This is a genomic window from Novosphingobium sp. FKTRR1, from assembly GCF_020404405.1.
Classification (GTDB): Bacteria; Pseudomonadota; Alphaproteobacteria; order Sphingomonadales; family Sphingomonadaceae; genus Novosphingobium.
On record NZ_JAIZDA010000008.1, the window covers coordinates 51,201 to 67,081 of the forward strand.

Genomic DNA, 15,881 nt, shown 5'->3' on the forward strand with positions numbered 1-15,881 from the left:
ATCACGCATTGGTCCCCGCGCACTTTACGTGGGGGAAATCGTGAAACTGAACCGGAACCTTGCCGTTCTGGCAGGCGTGGCGCTTGGCGCCCTTGCCCAGAGCGTCGCCGTCCATGCCGCCGAAGCACCTGCTGCCGCGCCGGAAGCCACTGCACCTGCCGATGCGGCCGCGCCTGCCGACAGCGATGGCGGGGCCATCGTCGTCACCGGACTGCGCGGCGTCGAGTTGCGCTCGATCACCAAGAGCCCGGCGCCGATCGATGTGCTGCGCGGCGATCAGGTCAATTCGATCGGTCGCGCCGAATTCGGTGAGGCGCTGACCAAGCTGCTGCCTTCGTTCAACTTCGTGACCAATCAGGCGGGCGTGACCTCGATCGTCCGTCCGATCACCAATCGCGGTCTTGGCCCGGCCTATACGCTGGTGCTGGTCAACGGCAAACGCCGCCACAACAGCGCTTCGATCACCGCCGGTTCGGGCGACAACAGCGGCGTCAACCCGGTCGATTACGACCTGATCCCGGCGGGTCTGGTCGGCACGATCCAGGTGCTCAAGGACAGCGCCGCCGCGCAGTACGGTTCGGACGCGGTGGCCGGTGTGGTCAACGTCAAGCTCAATGACAGCGACCACGGCGTCAACGCCTCGGTTACCGGCGGCAGCCTGTATGAAGGCAATGGCAGCCTGCAAAGCTGGAAGGCGCAGGCCGACGCAGGCTTCAAACTGGGCAATGGCGGCTTCCTGCATGTCAGCGGCGATGTGCGTCATCGCGGGCAGGCCTGGTGGAATTTCCCGGCCACCAACCTTGCCTTCTACGGTTCGCCCACCGCACCCAGCGCCGCGGCGCAGGCCAAGAACGCCGCATGGAACAAGGACGGCGCCCATAACGGCGACCCCAAGATCAACGCCTGGAACATCGCCTACAACGCGCGCCTGCCGATCTCGGACAGCACAACGCTGTACTCGTTCGGCACGTATGGCCACCGCGAAAGCGCGGCGGGCAACAACGTGCGCCGCGAAAACAGCAAGGCCAGCTTCGACGTGCTGTTCCCCAATGGCTATCACCCGGTCAACAACATCGCCGAAAACGACTATCAGGTCGTCGTCGGCGCCGATGGCGATGCTGGCGGTTGGAAATGGGATCTTTCCACGACGTATGGCCGCAACCGCGCGCACCATTCCAGCGACCTGACGCTCAACCCCTCGCTCGGACCGACGGGGCCGACGCACTTCGACAATCTGGCGACCTACATCTTCGACCAGTGGACCACCAATGCCGACGTCACCAAGGCGCTCGACGTCGGGCTGGCCAAGCCCTTGCAGGTTTCGCTTGGTGCCGAATACCGCCGCGACCAGTTCAAGACGCTGGCGGGCGATGCCGACGGCTATCGCAATGGCGGCTATGTCTACAAGGCGGGCGACCAGCTCGACGATCCCAACCTCGGCCAGCTCGCACTTGTCGGCGCGCAATCCTCGTTCACCATCCGCCCCGGAGAGCAGGCGAACATCAGCCGCAACGTGCTGGCAGGCTATGTCGATCTGGGCATCTATCCGCTCGATCAATGGTATATCGGTGCGGCGGGCCGCGTCGAGCACTACAGCGACGCATCGGGCACCACGGTGGGCGGCAAGTTCAACACCCGCTTCGACATCACCGACCACTTCGCGCTGCGCGGAACGGTGGGGACGGGCTTTCGTGCGCCGTCGCTTTCGCAGATCGGTTATGCCCAGACCGACAACCGCACCGCCATCGTCGGCGGCGTGATCGTGCCCTCGCTGTCGGTGCTGGCGCTCAACACCTCGCCGCTGGCCCGCGCGCTTGGTGCAGCCGACCTCAAACCCGAAAAGTCGGTCAACTTCGGGATCGGCGCGGTCTGGGAGATCAGCCCCAGCTTCTCGATCACGGCTGACGGCTATCAGGTGACGGTCAAGAACCGCATCATCCGCAGCAGCAACCTGGCCGGGGCGAACGTGACGGCCGCGCTGATCGCCAACGGCTATACCGGCACCGAATTCGTCACCTACTTCGCCAATGCGCTCGACACCCGCAGCCGTGGGGTCGACGTGGTGGTCGAAGCGCGGCACAACTTCGGCGATCTGGGCAAGCTCAACCTCTCGGCATCGTTCAACTACAACGAGACCGCGATCCGCCGCCTTGCCGACACGCCTGCGGCGCTGGGCACGCTGCGCAGCGGTTTCGTGTTCTTCGGGCGTGACCGGCAGGGGGAACTGTCGGTCGGCAATCCCAAGACCAAGCTGGTGGTCTCGGCCAACTGGTCGATCAAGCCGTTCGAGATCAATGTGCAGACCACGCGTTATGGCAAGCTGACTTACTGGCGCTCGCAGTTGGAAACGCAGGATCGCGTCTATGGCGCCAAGTGGATCACCGACATCGACGTGGGCCTGAACGTGTCCCGCTTTGCCAAACTGTCATTCGGCGCGGCCAACGTGTTCGCGGTCCGGCCCGATGCCTATCCGGAACTGGGCGATCCCAATACCGGCTCGTCGGGCTTCGTCTATGGCCCATCGCCGTTCGCACCCAGTGGCGGCTATTACTATGGCCGTATCGGGTTGTCGTTCTGATGGCGGGCGGACGGGAGGCTGACGCAACTGGGGGCGTAAAGCGGCGCGAACTCCTGTCCGCCGCATTTGTGGCAACGGCGACCGGAGCCTTGCCTCCGGTCGCCGCGCGCGCCGCTGCGGGCCCATCCGCACCCCCAGCCGAAACAGGCCCGGCCGCCAGACCTCAGGCGTTCCTGACGCTCAGCCCGGCGGAAGCAGAGTTCCTGACCGCTGCGGTCGATACCCTGATCCCGGCCGACGCGCTGTCGCCCTCGGCGAGCGACCTTGGCGTGGTCGTGTTCATCGACCGGCAACTGGCGGGAGCCTGGGGTGGCGGGGCGCGGCTCTATCGCAGCGGGCCATTCGTCAAGGGCAAGCCCGAGCATGGCTATCAACTGCCGCTGACCCCGCGCGAGTACTTTGCCGCCGGGATTGCCGCGGTGGACCTGTGGGCGCGCACCGGCTTCGGGCGTCCGCTGGCTGCGCTCGACCAGCCCACCCGCGAGGCAGCGCTGCACCGGCTGGAGCGTGGTGAAGCCGATCTTGGCGAGCTTTCCCCGCGCGATTTCTTCGAGGCGCTGCTGGCGATCACCATCGAGGGTTTTCTGGCCGATCCGATCTATGGCGGCAACCGCGACAAGGCGGGCTGGAAGATGGTCGGCTACCCCGGCCTGCCCGCGACTTACGCCAATGCGGTGGTGCGCGCCAAGGGTCAGCCGTTCCACCCCGCTCCCAAATCGATCGAGGACTTCCTGTGAGCGTTACCCGCCTGAAGCCCGTCGACGTCGTGGTCATCGGGGTGGGCTGGACCGGCGCCATTGCCGCGCGCGAACTGACCCGCGCCGGGCTGTCGGTGGTAGGGCTGGAGCGCGGACCCTTGCGCACGCCGGGCGAGGATTTCGTGTTGCCGGGTATTCGCGACGAACTGCGCTATGCGATCCGGCAGGAACTGTTTCAGGATTCCTCGGTCGAGACGGTGACGATGCGCCACGCGCGCGGCGAAGCAGCCTTGCCGATGCGGCGCTTCGGTGCGTTCACGCCGGGCACCGGCACCGGTGGCGCCGGATCGCACTGGAACGGCATGCACTGGCGCTACCTGCCCTATGACCTCAACCCGCGCCGCCACATCACCCAGCGCTATGGCAAGGGCGCGATCCCGGCCGAGATGACCATCGGCGACTTCGGCATCGAATGGGACGAGATCGAGCCCTATTACGACCGGTTCGAGAAACTGTGCGGCGTTTCGGGCAAAGCCGGGAACATCGGCGGGCGGGTGATCGCGGGCGGCAATCCGTTCGAAGGCGCGCGCACCAGCGAGTTTCCCAACCCGCCACTGGTACGCACCGCCGCCGGTGACATTTTTGCCGCCGCCTCCGAAAAGCTGGGCTACAAGCCGTTCCCGCTGCCCGCCAGCAATTCCAGCCGCGCCTATACCAATGCCGAAGGGGCGACGCTGGGCGCCTGCGCCTATTGCGGGCATTGCGAGCGCTTCGGCTGCGAGGTCAATGCCAAGGCCAGTCCCAACACCACCCTGTTCCCGGCGCTGCTGGCCGACCAGCGCTTCAGCTTGCGCACCAATTCCTATGTCCGCGACCTGGTGTTCGACCGCCATGCGAAGCGGGTGACGGCGGTGCGCTATGTCGATACCCGCAGCGGCGAGGTGTTCGAACAGGAAGCGGGGCTGGTCATTCTGGGCGGATATGTCTTCACCAACACCCTGCTGATGCTGACCTCGGGCATCGGCACGCCCTATGACCCGGCCACCGGGCACGGTGCGGTGGGGCGCAACTATTGCTACCAGACCGGCGCCGGGGTGCAGGTGTTCTTCAAGGATGGCGCGTTCAATCCCTTCATGGGTGCAGGCGCGCTGGGCACCAACATCGACGAATTCAACGGCGACAACTTCGACCACGCGGGCCTCGGCTTCTTTGGTGGCTCGACCATCGGCGTGACCAGCGGCGGCGGGCGACCGATCCAGCACCGCCCGGTGCCGCCGGGCACGCCGCGCTGGGGATCGGCGTGGAAGCAGGCGACGGCGCAGTGGTACAACCGCAGCTTTGGCATCGGCGCATCGGGCGCGAACTATGCCCACCGCGAAAACTATCTGGACCTTGATCCCACCTATCGCGACGCGCTGGGCCACCCGCTGCTGCGCATGACCTACAACTTCCGCGAGAACGACCAGCGACTGGCCGCGCATTCGGCCGAGCAATTGACCCGCATTGCCAAGGCGATGGACGCCACCATCGTCTCCGAACCGGCGCTGCGGCGTGGCAATTTCCACGTCGTACCCTATCAATCCACCCACAATACCGGAGGCACGATCATGGGCAGCGATCCGCGCGGCAGCGTGGTCAACCGCCACCTGCAAAGCTGGGACGCGCACAACCTGTTCATCCTTGGTGCCTCGGTGTTCCCGCAGAACACCAGCTACAACCCCACCGGCACCGTTGGCGCGCTGGCCTATTGGGCGACCGACGCGATCATCCACCAGTACCTTAAGGGGCCCGGCGCGCTGGTGGCGGCATGAAGCGGGCGCTGCTGCCGACGCTGCTGGCTCTGCTCGCGAATGGCGCAGGAGCGATCCGAGCCGCTCCACCGCAACCAGCGGCACCCGCAGAATTCGCCGATTGCGCCGCCTGTCACAATGACAAGCCCGATGCGCTTGGCCCGGACCTGACCGGCGTGGTCGGGCGGGTGGCAGGAACCGTGCCCGGCTACCGCTATTCCGGCCCGCTCAAGCGCAGCGGATTGACCTGGAACGCGCAGAACTTGCGCGACTGGCTGATCGATCCGCAAGCCGTCGTGCCCGGCAACCGCATGCCCTATTCGGGCGCAAGTCCTGAGGCCGCCGACCGGATCGTCGCCTATCTGGCCGCGCAGTCGCCAGCCAAGCCGCGCTAGCTGTGGAACGAGGTGTCGAAGCCCGGCGCCACGTCGATCTTCGCCGGTAGCAATCCGGCGCGCACATAGCGGTCGGCGGTCTGCTGCTCGGCCGCGATCAGTTCCGGGGTGATCGGCACCGGCGGGCGCAGCGAACGGCGCGCCGTCTCTTGCCAGATCGCAGCGGACAGGCCGGTTTCCTTTTCCATCAGCGCGGCGTGCGCGTCCGGGTGCGCGGCGGCCCAGCGCCAGCCATCATAGAGCTTGTCGCTGAAATCCTTGAGCAGCGCGCGCTTGCCCGCAATCGCGTTCTGGCTGGCGAATTCAAGCGTGTAGGCGGGCACCAGCCCTTCGCCGCCGGGCAGGATGCGCGCCCCCTGCTTGGTGGCAACCGTCGCGTTGGGATCCCAGATCGCCCATGCATCGACCGAACCGCCCTTCAACGCGGCTTCGCCATCGTGCGGCGACAGGAAGGCGAAATCGACCGCATCCAACGGCTTGCCCGCCGCCTCGAGCGCAGCGAGCACCAGATTGTGCGCGATCGATCCGCGCGGCGTGGCGATGCGCAAGCCCGCCAACTGGTCAAGGCTGCGCACCGGTGAATCCCCGCGCACCACCACCACCGGCCCCGGCCCGGTATGCTTTTGCGCGCCGATGACCTTGATCTGCGCGCCCGAACCAAGCGCAAAGATGAACGCCGCATCCCCGCCATAACCGGTGTCGATCGCCCCGATGCTCAATGCCTCAAGCAGCGGCGCCGCGTTGGGAAAGGCCGACCATTCGACTTTGTAGGGCAAGTGATCGAGCACGCCGGTCGCCGCCAGCACCACCCGCTGCCCGCCGCGCTGGTCACCCACCCGCAGCACGTCGCCATCCGCTGCCCTGCGCGAACAGGCGGCAACCAGCGCCAGCCCGGATCCGGCCACAAACCGGCCCAGAAACTGACGACGGGGCATCGGCAACATAAAGGATCCTTCATACGGACGTTCGAACGGCGTTTGCCCGCAAGACTTGCCACGCTGGAGGGGCGGAACCATCAAGTTTGGCCGCGCGAATCATTGCAATCGCTCATAGCCCCGGCCTGCAACGGGGTGCGCGCTTGCTTCCCTTCCCGCGCTTCGGCAAATAGTCCACCCATCAAGTAGAGTTATCTGCAGGAGAGTGGCCGTGGAGCTGTCGCGACGGGGAATGCTGGCTGGCGGCGGCGCCTTGGCGCTGACGGCTTGCACACGCGGCGGCTCCGCAGGGCCAATCGTGATCGGCTACCAGAAGAACGGCCTGCTGCTGCTGGCCAAGGCGCGCGGGACGGTGGATGCCACCCTGACCGCCGCAGGTCGGCAACCGGCGCAGTGGATCGAGTTTCCGTCCGGTCCGCCAATGCTCGAAGCGATGGCGGCAGGCAGCGTGGATGTCGGCGCGGTCGGTGAAAGCCCGATGATCTTTGCCCAGGCGGCGGGGTCACCGGTGGTTTACATCGCGGCAGAACCGGTCAGCGGCAAGAGCTCGGCCATTCTGGTGCCCAAAGAATCGCCGGTGCGCACCCTGGCCGACCTCAAGGGGCGCAAGGTGGCCTTTACCAAGGCATCTTCCGCCCATCTGGTGCTGGCCAAGGCGCTACGCCAGGCAGGCCTGACGTTTGCCGACATCACCGCGGTGAACCTGCCACCCGCCGACGCTGCGGGTGCCTTTTCGGCCGGAGCCATCGATGCTTGGTCGATCTGGGATCCGTTCTATGCGCTGACGGTGGAAAAATCGGGCGCGCGGGCACTGATCACCGGCGATCGATTACCCCCCAGCGATGCCTTCTTCATCGGCACGCAAAAGGCCGTGACCACCAAGGTTGCCGATGTGCGCGCGGTTCTGGCGGGCTTGCGCGCGACGGCGGACTGGGCGCGCGACCACGTCGACGAATCCGTGGCCATCTGCGCGCGGCTTTCGGGCCTTCCCGACCACATCGTGCGCATCGGCTTGCGGCGTGGCGATTTCGGCGCGGGGCCGGTCGGGCCGGATGTGCTGCGCCGCCAGCAGGCCAACGCCGATCTCTATGCCGAACTTGGCCTGATCCCGGCGCGGGTCGATGTCAGCAAGGTGGTCTGGAACAGCGCCAATCTATCATGAACGCTGAAGCGGCACGGGCCCGAACTCGTTTGTCGCGCCGCGCAGCCGCCCATAGCCTTGCGGGCAATAGCAAGGAGTGGCTTTCATGGGACTTTTCGAACCGGGTCGGCTTGGCCGACTGACAGTGCCCAATCGTATCGTGATGGCGCCGCTGGGCCGCGCGCGCAACGATGCGGAAACCCGCGAACCCGGTGACCTGTCCATCGAATACTATGCCCAGCGCGCCAGTGCCGGGCTGATCATTGCCGAAGCCACGCACATCTCTGCGGGCACGGTCAGCCGGGCGGGAACTGGCGCGATCCACACCGCCGGGCAGGTTGCGGCATGGCGCCGGGTGACCGATGCCGTCCATGCCAAGGGCGGGCGGATCTTCCAGCAACTGTTTCACCTTGGTCGCAAGGCCGATCCCGATCGCCTGCCCGGTGGCCAGTTGCCGGTAGCACCGTCGGCCATCGCCGCCACCGGCACGCTGCCCACACCCACCGGGCCCACACCCACCGGGCCCAAGCCATTTCCGGTACCGCGCGCGCTGCGGCTGGGCGAGATCGCGGGGTTGCGCGATGAGTTCGAACTGGCGTTCACCAATGCGCTGGCCGCCGGGTTCGATGGCGTGGAACTGCACGCCGCCAACGGCTTCCTGATCGAACAATTCGTGCGCGACGATGCCAACCAGCGCGGCGATGGCTATGGCGGAACGCTGGCCAACCGCGTGCGCCTGCTGCTGCAACTGGTCGATTCGGCCATCGCCATCTTCGGGTCGGACAGCGTTGGCATCCGGCTGTCGCCGCACTTCACCGTCGATGGGCCGGGCAGCAGCGACGTGCCTGTCATCTACCCTTACCTTGCCGCGTTGCTGGGCCAGCGCAACATTGCCTATCTGCATGTGATCGAACCCGACGCTACCCCGGCCGACCGCAAGATTGCCGCACGGCTGAAAGAGGCCTTCAGCGGCCCGTTCATTCTCGCTGGCGAATTCGACCGCGACAGCGCGGCGCGCGCCATCGACGAAGGGCGCGCGGATTTCGTCGCCTTTGGCCGCCTGTACATCGCCAACCCCGATCTGGTGGAGCGGTTCGCTCTGCCCGAACCCGTGCTCAATCCGCAGGACGAGGCCACCTGGTACAGCGGCGGCGCGCACGGATACACCGACTACCCGACGCTGGCACAGGCACAGGCGCGGGCACAGGCACAGGCACGGGTTGGCGCACAGGCATTGGCCGAGCCTGCCTGACCCGCCCTCAAGACTTTTCAGGAGCATCCCATGCCAGTTCAGTTCATCGGTGCCATCGGCACCAACGGCGGCTCGGAAAGCCGCCCGTCGCGTGGCCCCGTGGTCGACAAGGTCTATCTGGGCGCCATCGCTCGCGCGCATGAAGCGGCAGGGTTCGACCGCGTGCTGATCGGTTATTTCAGCACCGCCCCGGACGGCTTCCAGATCGCCGCCTATGCCGCCCAGCAGACCGAAAACCTCAAGTTCCTGCTCGCCCATCGCCCCGGTTTCGTCGCGCCGACGCTGGCCGCGCGCCAATTGGCGACGCTCGACCAGTTCATCGATGGCAGGCTGGCAGTACACATCATCAGCGGCGGATCGGATGCCGAACAGCAGCGCGACGGCGATTTCCTGACCAAGGCCGAACGCTACGCCCGCACCGACGATTACCTCGACGTGGTGAAGCGGACCTGGACCGCGCCCGCGCCGTTCGACCACGATGGCCCCTATTATCAGGTCCGCCAGAGCTTTGCCGCGGTCAAGCCGGTGCAGCAACCGCACTTGCCGGTCTTTTTCGGCGGATCGTCGGACGAGGCGATCGCGGTCGCGGGCAAGCATGCCGATGTCTTTGCCTTGTGGGGCGAGACGCTGGAGCAGACCGCCGAAACCATCGCCCGTGTCCGCGCCGCCGCCGCGCAGCACGGCCGGGCGGACAAGATCGGCTTCAGCCTGTCGCTGCGCCCCGTTCTGGCCCGTACCGAGGACGAGGCATGGGCGCGTGCCGACCGGATTCTCGCGGCAGCCAGGGCGCAGCGGGCCAAGGCGGAGGGCGCCTTTCCGGTGCAACTGTTCCGCAATGCCGATGGCGCGATACCCAACGTCGGGTCGCAACGCCTGCTTGCCGCCGCTGCCGGGGGCCGGGTGCGCGACAAGCGCTTGTGGACCGAGATCGCCGCGCTGACCGGGGGCAGTGGCAATTCGACCGCGCTGGTCGGCACGGCAGAGCAAGTCGCCGAAAGCCTGCTCGACTATTACGACATCGGCATCGACAATTTCCTGATCCGGGGCTTCGATCCGTTCGAGGATGCCATCGAATATGGCCGCGACCTGATACCGCTGGTCCGCGCCGCCGTGGCGACGCGCGACGCCGATGCGGGGCGGCCGGAAAGCAGGGCCCGATCGGGTCAGGCCGGTTAAGTTGCGCTGATGCCTGCTCCGCGCGTTGTCCTGTCCATGACCGCCTGCAAGCGAGCGCTGAGCGCTCTTGGCATCCTGCTGGCACTGTGGATCGCGCCGCTTCATGTGATGGCGGACGGGCTTTCGTCACAGAACGCTCGCCGGACCAGCGCGAGCACCATGGCGCCGCCGCGCGTCGGCATCGATCTGATCACCGCGCGCGATGCGGACGGCAGCGCCCTTGGCACGCTGGTGATGCCTTCGTTGCTGGCACCGGTCGCAAAGTCCGGTTCGGGTGCGGGCCGTGACCATGTGGACCGACCGCTGCTGGTCGTGTTCAACGGCGGTCCGGGTGCGGGATCGGCATGGCTGCAACTGGGCTTGCTGGGCCCGCAGCACGTTGTCCTGCCAGCGCCCAACGAACAAGTCGCGGGCCAGCAACCTGCAGGCAGGCTGGAGCCGAACCGCGATGGCCTGTGGTCGCTGGCCGACATCCTGTTCGTCGATCCGCTGGGCACCGGTTTCAGCCGGACAGGCTCGGACGTAGCTGCATCGCGCGTGCGCGAATGGCAGGCGGACGGCGATTATCTGGCCCGCGCCATTGCCGCCTGGATGGCCAAGCACGATCGCCTTGCCGCGCCAGTCATCCTGATGGGCGAAAGCTATGGCACCGAGCGCGCCATCGCGGTGGGCGAAGCGCTGGAACGCGCGCATCCGCAAGTACGCGTGGCCGGGATGGTGCTGATTTCACAAACCGTGCTGTCCGAATTCGGCGTCAGGCAGCACGATGCCAAATTGGCCACCGCCATCGCCTTGCCGACAATGGCGGCGACCGCCTGCTACTTCGGCCGTGCCGGCGTCGATCAGGCTGATCCGGTCGCGTGCGCGCAGCAGGCATGGCGCTTTGCCATGGACAACTATGCGGCAGCCGCAAGAACCGGGGCGATGCGTCCGGCTCTGGCCAGAATGACGGGCGTTCCCGAACAGGAATTTGCCGGACCCGACCTGTCGCTCAGCCGCGACCGCTATCGCCAGATCGCGCTGGCCGACCGGGCGATGGTGCTTGGCCGCTATGACAGCCGCTTGCCCGCGCCGGTCGATCCGGTCGAGGGCTGGCAGGATCCTTCGCTCGCACCGTTGCTGCCGGTGATGACCGCGCTGGCCCGGCAATCGGTGCGCGAGACGCAGAATCTTGCCCGCTCGCCGATCGATCACGGTGCCTATGTCCTGTTCGATGGCGCGATCCTGCACGGCTGGCGTTATGGCCCGCAGGCGCCCCCGCCGGGCAGTCCGGCGATGGCTGCGAGGCTCGCGGCCTTGCTGGCGCACAACGGCGCGACCTTGCTGGTTGCAGGAGGGCTGTTCGATGCCGTCGGCTCTTACGGTGCCGATCGCTATCTGGTGGAATGGATGCACCTGCCGCAAGGCCGAACCCAGATCGCCAGCTATCCCGGGGGACACATGTTCTACCTCGACGATCAAAACCGCGCGGCGTTCCTCGCCCGCCTGCGCGGCTACATCGGTCACATTTCGTCGCCACAGGGTAAGACGACACCGATCTGAACGTCGCAGCAGGCGCGCGCTGCTTGCGATTGTCTGCGGGCGCGCGAATACCGACGGACAGTCGGAACCCGGAACAACAGGGAGAACTTGCACAATGCTCTATCGCAAACTTGGCCGTACCGGGCTTGACGTCAGCGTGATCTGCCTTGGCACCATGACCTGGGGCTCGCAGAACACCGAGGCCGAGGCCCACGCCCAGCTCGATTACGCGCTGGCGCAAGGGGTCAACTTCATCGACACCGCCGAGGGCTATCCGGTCACCCCGGTTTCGGCCGAAACCACCGGCAAGACCGAGGAATACATCGGCAGCTGGATCGCCGGACGGGGCAAGCGCGACGACTTCATTCTGGCCACCAAAGTCGCCGGACCTTCGCGCGATCCTGTCCGGCAGTTTCGCGGCGGGAACAACCATCTGGACCGGCGCAACATCGAGCTGGCCGTCGATGCCAGCCTGAAGCGGCTGCAAACCGACTACATCGACCTCTATCAAGTGCACTGGCCCGACCGCAAAGTTCCCTCGTTCGGCGCGCGCGGATTGACCGAGCTTGCCGATCCCGAAGGCACGGTGCCCATCGCCGAAACGCTCGATGCGCTGACCGATCCGGTCAAGGCCGGAAAAGTGCGCCACGTCGGCGTTTCGAACGAAACGGCATGGGGTGTGGCCGAATATCTGCGGCTGTCGCGCGACCAGGCGCAGGCACGGATCGCCTCGATCCAGAACGCCTACAGCCTGCTCAACCGCCAGTTCGAGGCCGGTCTTTCCGAGTTTTCGCTGCGTGAGGATGTCAGCCTGCTGGCCTATTCACCGCTCGCCAGCGGCAACCTGACGGGGAAGTATCTGGGCGGGGTGATCCCGGCCGGATCGCGGCGCGCCGTGGCCAGCCAGTTCGTGCGCTATGACTCGCCGCAACAGCCCGAAGCGAGCGCGCGCTACGTCGCCATCGCCCACGCGTTCGGGCTCGATCCGGCCACGCTGGCGCTGGCTTTCGTCAATTCGCGCCCGTTCGTGACGTCCAACATCATCGGCGCGACTTCGCCCGAGCAGTTGCGAACCGCCATCGCCAGCATCGACGTGACCTTGCCCGATGAAGCATTGGCCGCAATCGAGGCCGTGAACCGGATCCTGCCCGACCCCTGCCCGTAAACGAACGCCCCCATCGGGCGACCACATCGATGAGAAATCGGCAGGCCCATATGCGCAAGTCAAATATGGGCCTGCCGCTGCGAGCGGATGAGGCCATGCATCCGCAAAGACCGACTGGCGGGCCTCGGCTGAATCCGGCATCCACCATCGAAATATTTTCTATATTTCATTGCTTTAAAAGGTCCATTCAAGTCACGGACGGACCCTGCGTTGCCAACGGACCAACCGCCTGATCGAAGGCGCGTCGCGCAACCGCCCGTTTCGCCGGGTCGGTACCCCGCGTTGCAGATGGTCCGGGCGATACCCATACTGACGGTCAACGACAGGCGGCTGCGACAGCCGTCGCTCAAGTCGCATCGACCATCGGTTTCCCGATCTTGCAAAGGTTCATGCCGTGACCCGTTCCCGTCAACTTCATCTTGGCGCGTTCATGCGCCCGGTCTCGATCCATACCGGCGCGTGGCGCTATCCCGGCGCATGGCCCGACGCCAACTTCAACCTCGCGCACATCAAGCGCCTCGCCCAGACGCTTGAGGCGGCCAAGTTCGATGCGTTTTTCATGGCGGATCATCTTGCCGTGCTGAACATGCCGATCGATGCGCTCAAGCGCAGCCATACGGTGACCTCGTTCGAGCCGTTCACGTTGCTGTCGGCGCTCGCCATGGTGACCGAGCGGATCGGCCTCGTCGCGACCGCTTCCACGACGTATGAGGAACCGTATCATATCGCGCGGCGGTTCGCCTCGCTCGACCACCTCAGCGCAGGCCGCGCCGGGTGGAACATCGTGACCACCGGCAACCCCGAAACCTCGCACAATTTCGGCAGCGACCAGCATCTGGCGCACGAGACGCGCTATGCCCGCGCGCGCGAGTTCTACGACGTGGTGACCGGCCTGTGGGATAGCTGGGATGACGATGCCTTTGTCCGCGATGTGGATGCAGGGATCTATTTCGATCCCGCCAAGCTTCACGTCCTCAACCACAAGGGCCCATCGCTGTCGGTCCGCGGGCCGCTCAACATCGCCCGGCCGGTTCAGGGCTGGCCGGTGATCGTGCAGGCCGGTGCATCCGAGCCCGGTCGGCAACTCGCCGCCGAAACCGCCGAAGTGATCTTCGGGTCGGAACAGACGCTGGCGGGCGGCAAGGCATTCTACGCCGACGTGAAGGGCCGAATGCGCGCGATCGGTCGCGATCCCGATCATCTCAAGATCCTGCCTGCCGCATTCGTGGTGGTGGGCGACACGGTGGAAGAGGCGCAGGCCAAGCGCGCCCATCTCGACAGTCTGGTGCATTACGACAGCGGGATTCGCTCGCTTTCGATCATGCTGGATTACGACGTTTCCGGCTTCGATCCGGATGGACCGCTGCCGGAGATCCCTGAAAGCAATGCCAGCAAGAGCAGCCGCGACCGGACGATCGAACTTGCCCGGCGCGACAACCTGTCGATCCGCCAGCTCGCGGCCAAGGCGGGCAGTTTTGCCGGGCTCGCCTTTGTCGGAACGCCAAAGACGATTGCCGACGAGATGGAGACCTGGCTCGAAGAACGGGCCAGCGACGGGTTCAACATGATGTTCCCGTGGCTGCCCGGCGGGCTTGACGACTTTGCGACACAAGTGATCCCGGAACTGCAGCGCCGGGGCATCTTCCGCAAGGAGTACGAAGGCACGACCTTGCGCGACCACCTCGGCCTGCCGCGCCCGGCCAACCGGTTCTTCACGGATCGGCAGGTTGACGAGGCAGCCGAGTAAGCACCGATCGCGTCGCCATGGTGCGCAAGGGTTTGTGTGGGGGGCGGGGGGTGGCTGCTACCCCCCGAACGCCCCATGCTTGCGCAAGTGGTTGTAGGCATCGACCACTTCCTGCAGCCGGGCTTCATGGCTGCGGTCGCCGCCATTGCGGTCCGGGTGATAGCGGCGAACCAGTTCGGAATAGCGCTGACGCAGCACCTTGCGATCGGCGTCGAAGCCCAGCCCCAGCACGTCGTAGGCGCGGCGGTCGGCGGGGTTGAGCCCGCGCCGGGCGGCATCGGCGTTGCGGTGATGGTCCTCGCGCCGGGCCCGCGCGCGCCGGGCGATGGCCTCCAGCGGATCGTTGAAGTCGGCCCAGCGCGGCGCCTGGTCGATCCCGGCGTCGGGACGAAAGGCGCGGGTCTGCGTCTCCCAGCCCGACAGCGGCGATTGCGCGGCCATGATCTGCTCTTGCGTCATGCCCTTGAAGAAATCGTACCCGGCGTTGAACTGGCGAATATGATCCAGACAGAACCAGCGGTACTCGCCCGGTCCGTCGAAGCCCGGCGGGCGCACGCCGGGCGCGCGGAATTCGCCCGGCTGGTCACACCCGGGGGCGCTGCACAGGCGGCCGCTGCCGCCGATGCGGCCATGAAAGCGATCAGAACTCAACAGACGATACTCATCGGGTGTGACTCATTGGGCTGTCACATGGCCCCTGATGCGCTAGGATGAAAGGCATGACCGGACCCATTGCCCAAGAGATAGCGGAAAAACTCTCCGCAGCGTTCCAACCCACCCGGCTGGAGGTGATCAACGACAGCGCCAGCCACCATGGCCACGCCGGGCACGACGGCTCGGGCGAATCGCACTTCACCGTCGAGATCGAGGCATCCGCCTTTGCCGGGGTATCGCGGCTGAACCGCCAGCGGCAGGTGATCGCCGCGCTCGGCGACATTCCCGGCCAGCGGGTCCACGCGCTCGCGATCAAGGCGCGGGCGCCCGGCGAGTGAACGCCCTGCCCGCTGCTGCTGCAAACGCCAAGCGCAGGATACGCCGGGCGGCGCGCATCCTGCTGACCGATGCGCAAGGGCGGCTGCTGCTGTTCCGCTATGCCCCGCCCGCGCGCCGCGCCTTCTGGTGCGCGCCGGGTGGTGAATGCGATCCGGGTGAGGACTTTGCCGCCGCCGCCCGCCGCGAACTGCGCGAGGAGACCGGGCTCGACACCGATTGCGGGCCCGAAATCGCGCGCCGGGCCGATGACTTCATCACGCTGGAAAACGAGCCGGTTACCTCGGACGAGCGGTTCTATCGCGTCACGGTCGACCAGCTTGAGGTGACGGCGGACGGCTGGACCGATCTGGAGCGGGCAATGCAGATGCAGCACCGCTGGTTCACCCGCGCCGAACTGGCCGACTGGCCCGAACCGATCTTTCCCGACACGCTGCTGGCGCTGCTCGACAGCACCGCTCCGGCTTGAGGGAACGCGTAAAGCCATAAAGGC

Annotated in this window: 14 protein-coding genes; 12 read left to right on the forward strand and 2 right to left on the reverse strand. The window is 66.3% G+C overall.

From position 1 onward, the window contains the following. Positions 1–40: 40 nt before the first annotated feature. Genes LDN95_RS09810 through LDN95_RS09825 form a run of 4 tightly spaced genes read left to right on the forward strand, consistent with a single transcriptional unit; the run spans position 41 to position 5,461 of the window. Entirely contained in the window at positions 41–2,578 is a 2,538-nt protein-coding gene (locus tag LDN95_RS09810; protein WP_226017494.1) for a TonB-dependent receptor domain-containing protein, read from the forward strand. Next, a complete protein-coding gene (locus LDN95_RS09815) occupies positions 2,578–3,315 on the forward strand; it encodes a gluconate 2-dehydrogenase subunit 3 family protein (protein WP_226017495.1) in 738 nt (245 codons plus the stop codon). The genes LDN95_RS09810 and LDN95_RS09815 overlap by 1 nt, the downstream gene beginning before the upstream one ends. After that, positions 3,312–5,087: a GMC family oxidoreductase gene (locus tag LDN95_RS09820; protein ID WP_226017496.1), complete on the forward strand. Its 1,776-nt coding sequence runs from the start codon at positions 3,312–3,314 to the stop codon at positions 5,085–5,087. The genes LDN95_RS09815 and LDN95_RS09820 overlap by 4 nt, the downstream gene beginning before the upstream one ends. After that, complete coding sequence (locus tag LDN95_RS09825; RefSeq protein WP_226017497.1) at positions 5,084–5,461, forward strand: cytochrome c family protein; 378 nt, start codon at positions 5,084–5,086, stop codon at positions 5,459–5,461. Before LDN95_RS09820 ends, LDN95_RS09825 begins: the two co-directional genes overlap by 4 nt. Here the strand turns inward: LDN95_RS09825 and LDN95_RS09830 are convergent. Beyond that, a complete protein-coding gene (locus LDN95_RS09830; protein ID WP_226017498.1) occupies positions 5,458–6,396 on the reverse strand; it encodes an aliphatic sulfonate ABC transporter substrate-binding protein in 939 nt (312 codons plus the stop codon). The genes LDN95_RS09825 and LDN95_RS09830 overlap by 4 nt on opposite strands. Positions 6,397–6,607: 211 nt before the next feature. Here LDN95_RS09830 and LDN95_RS09835 point away from each other — a divergent pair, with 211 nt between their 5' ends. From LDN95_RS09835 to LDN95_RS09860, 6 genes are all read left to right on the forward strand, one after another. After that, entirely contained in the window at positions 6,608–7,558 is a 951-nt protein-coding gene (locus LDN95_RS09835; RefSeq protein WP_226017499.1) for an aliphatic sulfonate ABC transporter substrate-binding protein, read from the forward strand. Between the two features lie 85 nt (positions 7,559–7,643). Next, complete coding sequence (locus tag LDN95_RS09840; protein ID WP_226017500.1) at positions 7,644–8,789, forward strand: alkene reductase; 1,146 nt, start codon at positions 7,644–7,646, stop codon at positions 8,787–8,789. A gap of 30 nt (positions 8,790–8,819) precedes the next feature. Next, complete coding sequence (locus LDN95_RS09845) at positions 8,820–9,965, forward strand: LLM class flavin-dependent oxidoreductase (protein WP_226017501.1); 1,146 nt, start codon at positions 8,820–8,822, stop codon at positions 9,963–9,965. Positions 9,966–10,001: 36 nt separating this feature from the next. Next, positions 10,002–11,507: a hypothetical protein gene (locus tag LDN95_RS09850; RefSeq protein ID WP_226017502.1), complete on the forward strand. Its 1,506-nt coding sequence runs from the start codon at positions 10,002–10,004 to the stop codon at positions 11,505–11,507. Between the two features lie 94 nt (positions 11,508–11,601). Next, positions 11,602–12,651 (forward strand): NADP(H)-dependent aldo-keto reductase, encoded by a 1,050-nt coding sequence (locus tag LDN95_RS09855; protein WP_226017503.1) that lies wholly within the window; start codon positions 11,602–11,604, stop codon positions 12,649–12,651. Positions 12,652–13,045: 394 nt separating this feature from the next. After that, complete coding sequence (locus tag LDN95_RS09860) at positions 13,046–14,398, forward strand: LLM class flavin-dependent oxidoreductase (protein WP_226017504.1); 1,353 nt, start codon at positions 13,046–13,048, stop codon at positions 14,396–14,398. A 57-nt stretch (positions 14,399–14,455) separates the two neighbouring features. Here the strand turns inward: LDN95_RS09860 and LDN95_RS09865 are convergent, their stop codons facing one another. Beyond that, positions 14,456–15,049, reverse strand: coding sequence for a J domain-containing protein (locus tag LDN95_RS09865; RefSeq protein WP_226017505.1), 594 nt, complete (start codon positions 15,047–15,049; stop codon positions 14,456–14,458). Between the two features lie 68 nt (positions 15,050–15,117). Here LDN95_RS09865 and LDN95_RS09870 point away from each other — a divergent pair, with 68 nt between their 5' ends. Both LDN95_RS09870 and LDN95_RS09875 read left to right on the forward strand, forming a co-directional pair. Continuing rightward, on the forward strand, positions 15,118–15,390 hold the full coding sequence (locus LDN95_RS09870; protein ID WP_226017506.1) for a BolA family transcriptional regulator: 273 nt from the start codon (positions 15,118–15,120) through the stop codon (positions 15,388–15,390). Beyond that, positions 15,387–15,857 (forward strand): NUDIX domain-containing protein, encoded by a 471-nt coding sequence (locus tag LDN95_RS09875; protein WP_226017507.1) that lies wholly within the window; start codon positions 15,387–15,389, stop codon positions 15,855–15,857. The genes LDN95_RS09870 and LDN95_RS09875 overlap by 4 nt, the downstream gene beginning before the upstream one ends. Positions 15,858–15,881: the final 24 nt, after the last annotated feature.

Coding starts and splice junctions, on each gene's coding strand:
- LDN95_RS09815 (WP_226017495.1), top strand. CDS start 2,578: ATGGCGGGCGGACGGGAGGCTGACGCAACTGGGGGCGTAAAGCGGCGC.
- LDN95_RS09870 (WP_226017506.1), top strand. CDS start 15,118: ATGACCGGACCCATTGCCCAAGAGATAGCGGAAAAACTCTCCGCAGCG.
- LDN95_RS09830 (WP_226017498.1), bottom strand. CDS start 6,396: ATGCCCCGTCGTCAGTTTCTGGGCCGGTTTGTGGCCGGATCCGGGCTG.
- LDN95_RS09825 (WP_226017497.1), top strand. CDS start 5,084: ATGAAGCGGGCGCTGCTGCCGACGCTGCTGGCTCTGCTCGCGAATGGC.
- LDN95_RS09845 (WP_226017501.1), top strand. CDS start 8,820: ATGCCAGTTCAGTTCATCGGTGCCATCGGCACCAACGGCGGCTCGGAA.
- LDN95_RS09850 (WP_226017502.1), top strand. CDS start 10,002: ATGACCGCCTGCAAGCGAGCGCTGAGCGCTCTTGGCATCCTGCTGGCA.
- LDN95_RS09840 (WP_226017500.1), top strand. CDS start 7,644: ATGGGACTTTTCGAACCGGGTCGGCTTGGCCGACTGACAGTGCCCAAT.
- LDN95_RS09855 (WP_226017503.1), top strand. CDS start 11,602: ATGCTCTATCGCAAACTTGGCCGTACCGGGCTTGACGTCAGCGTGATC.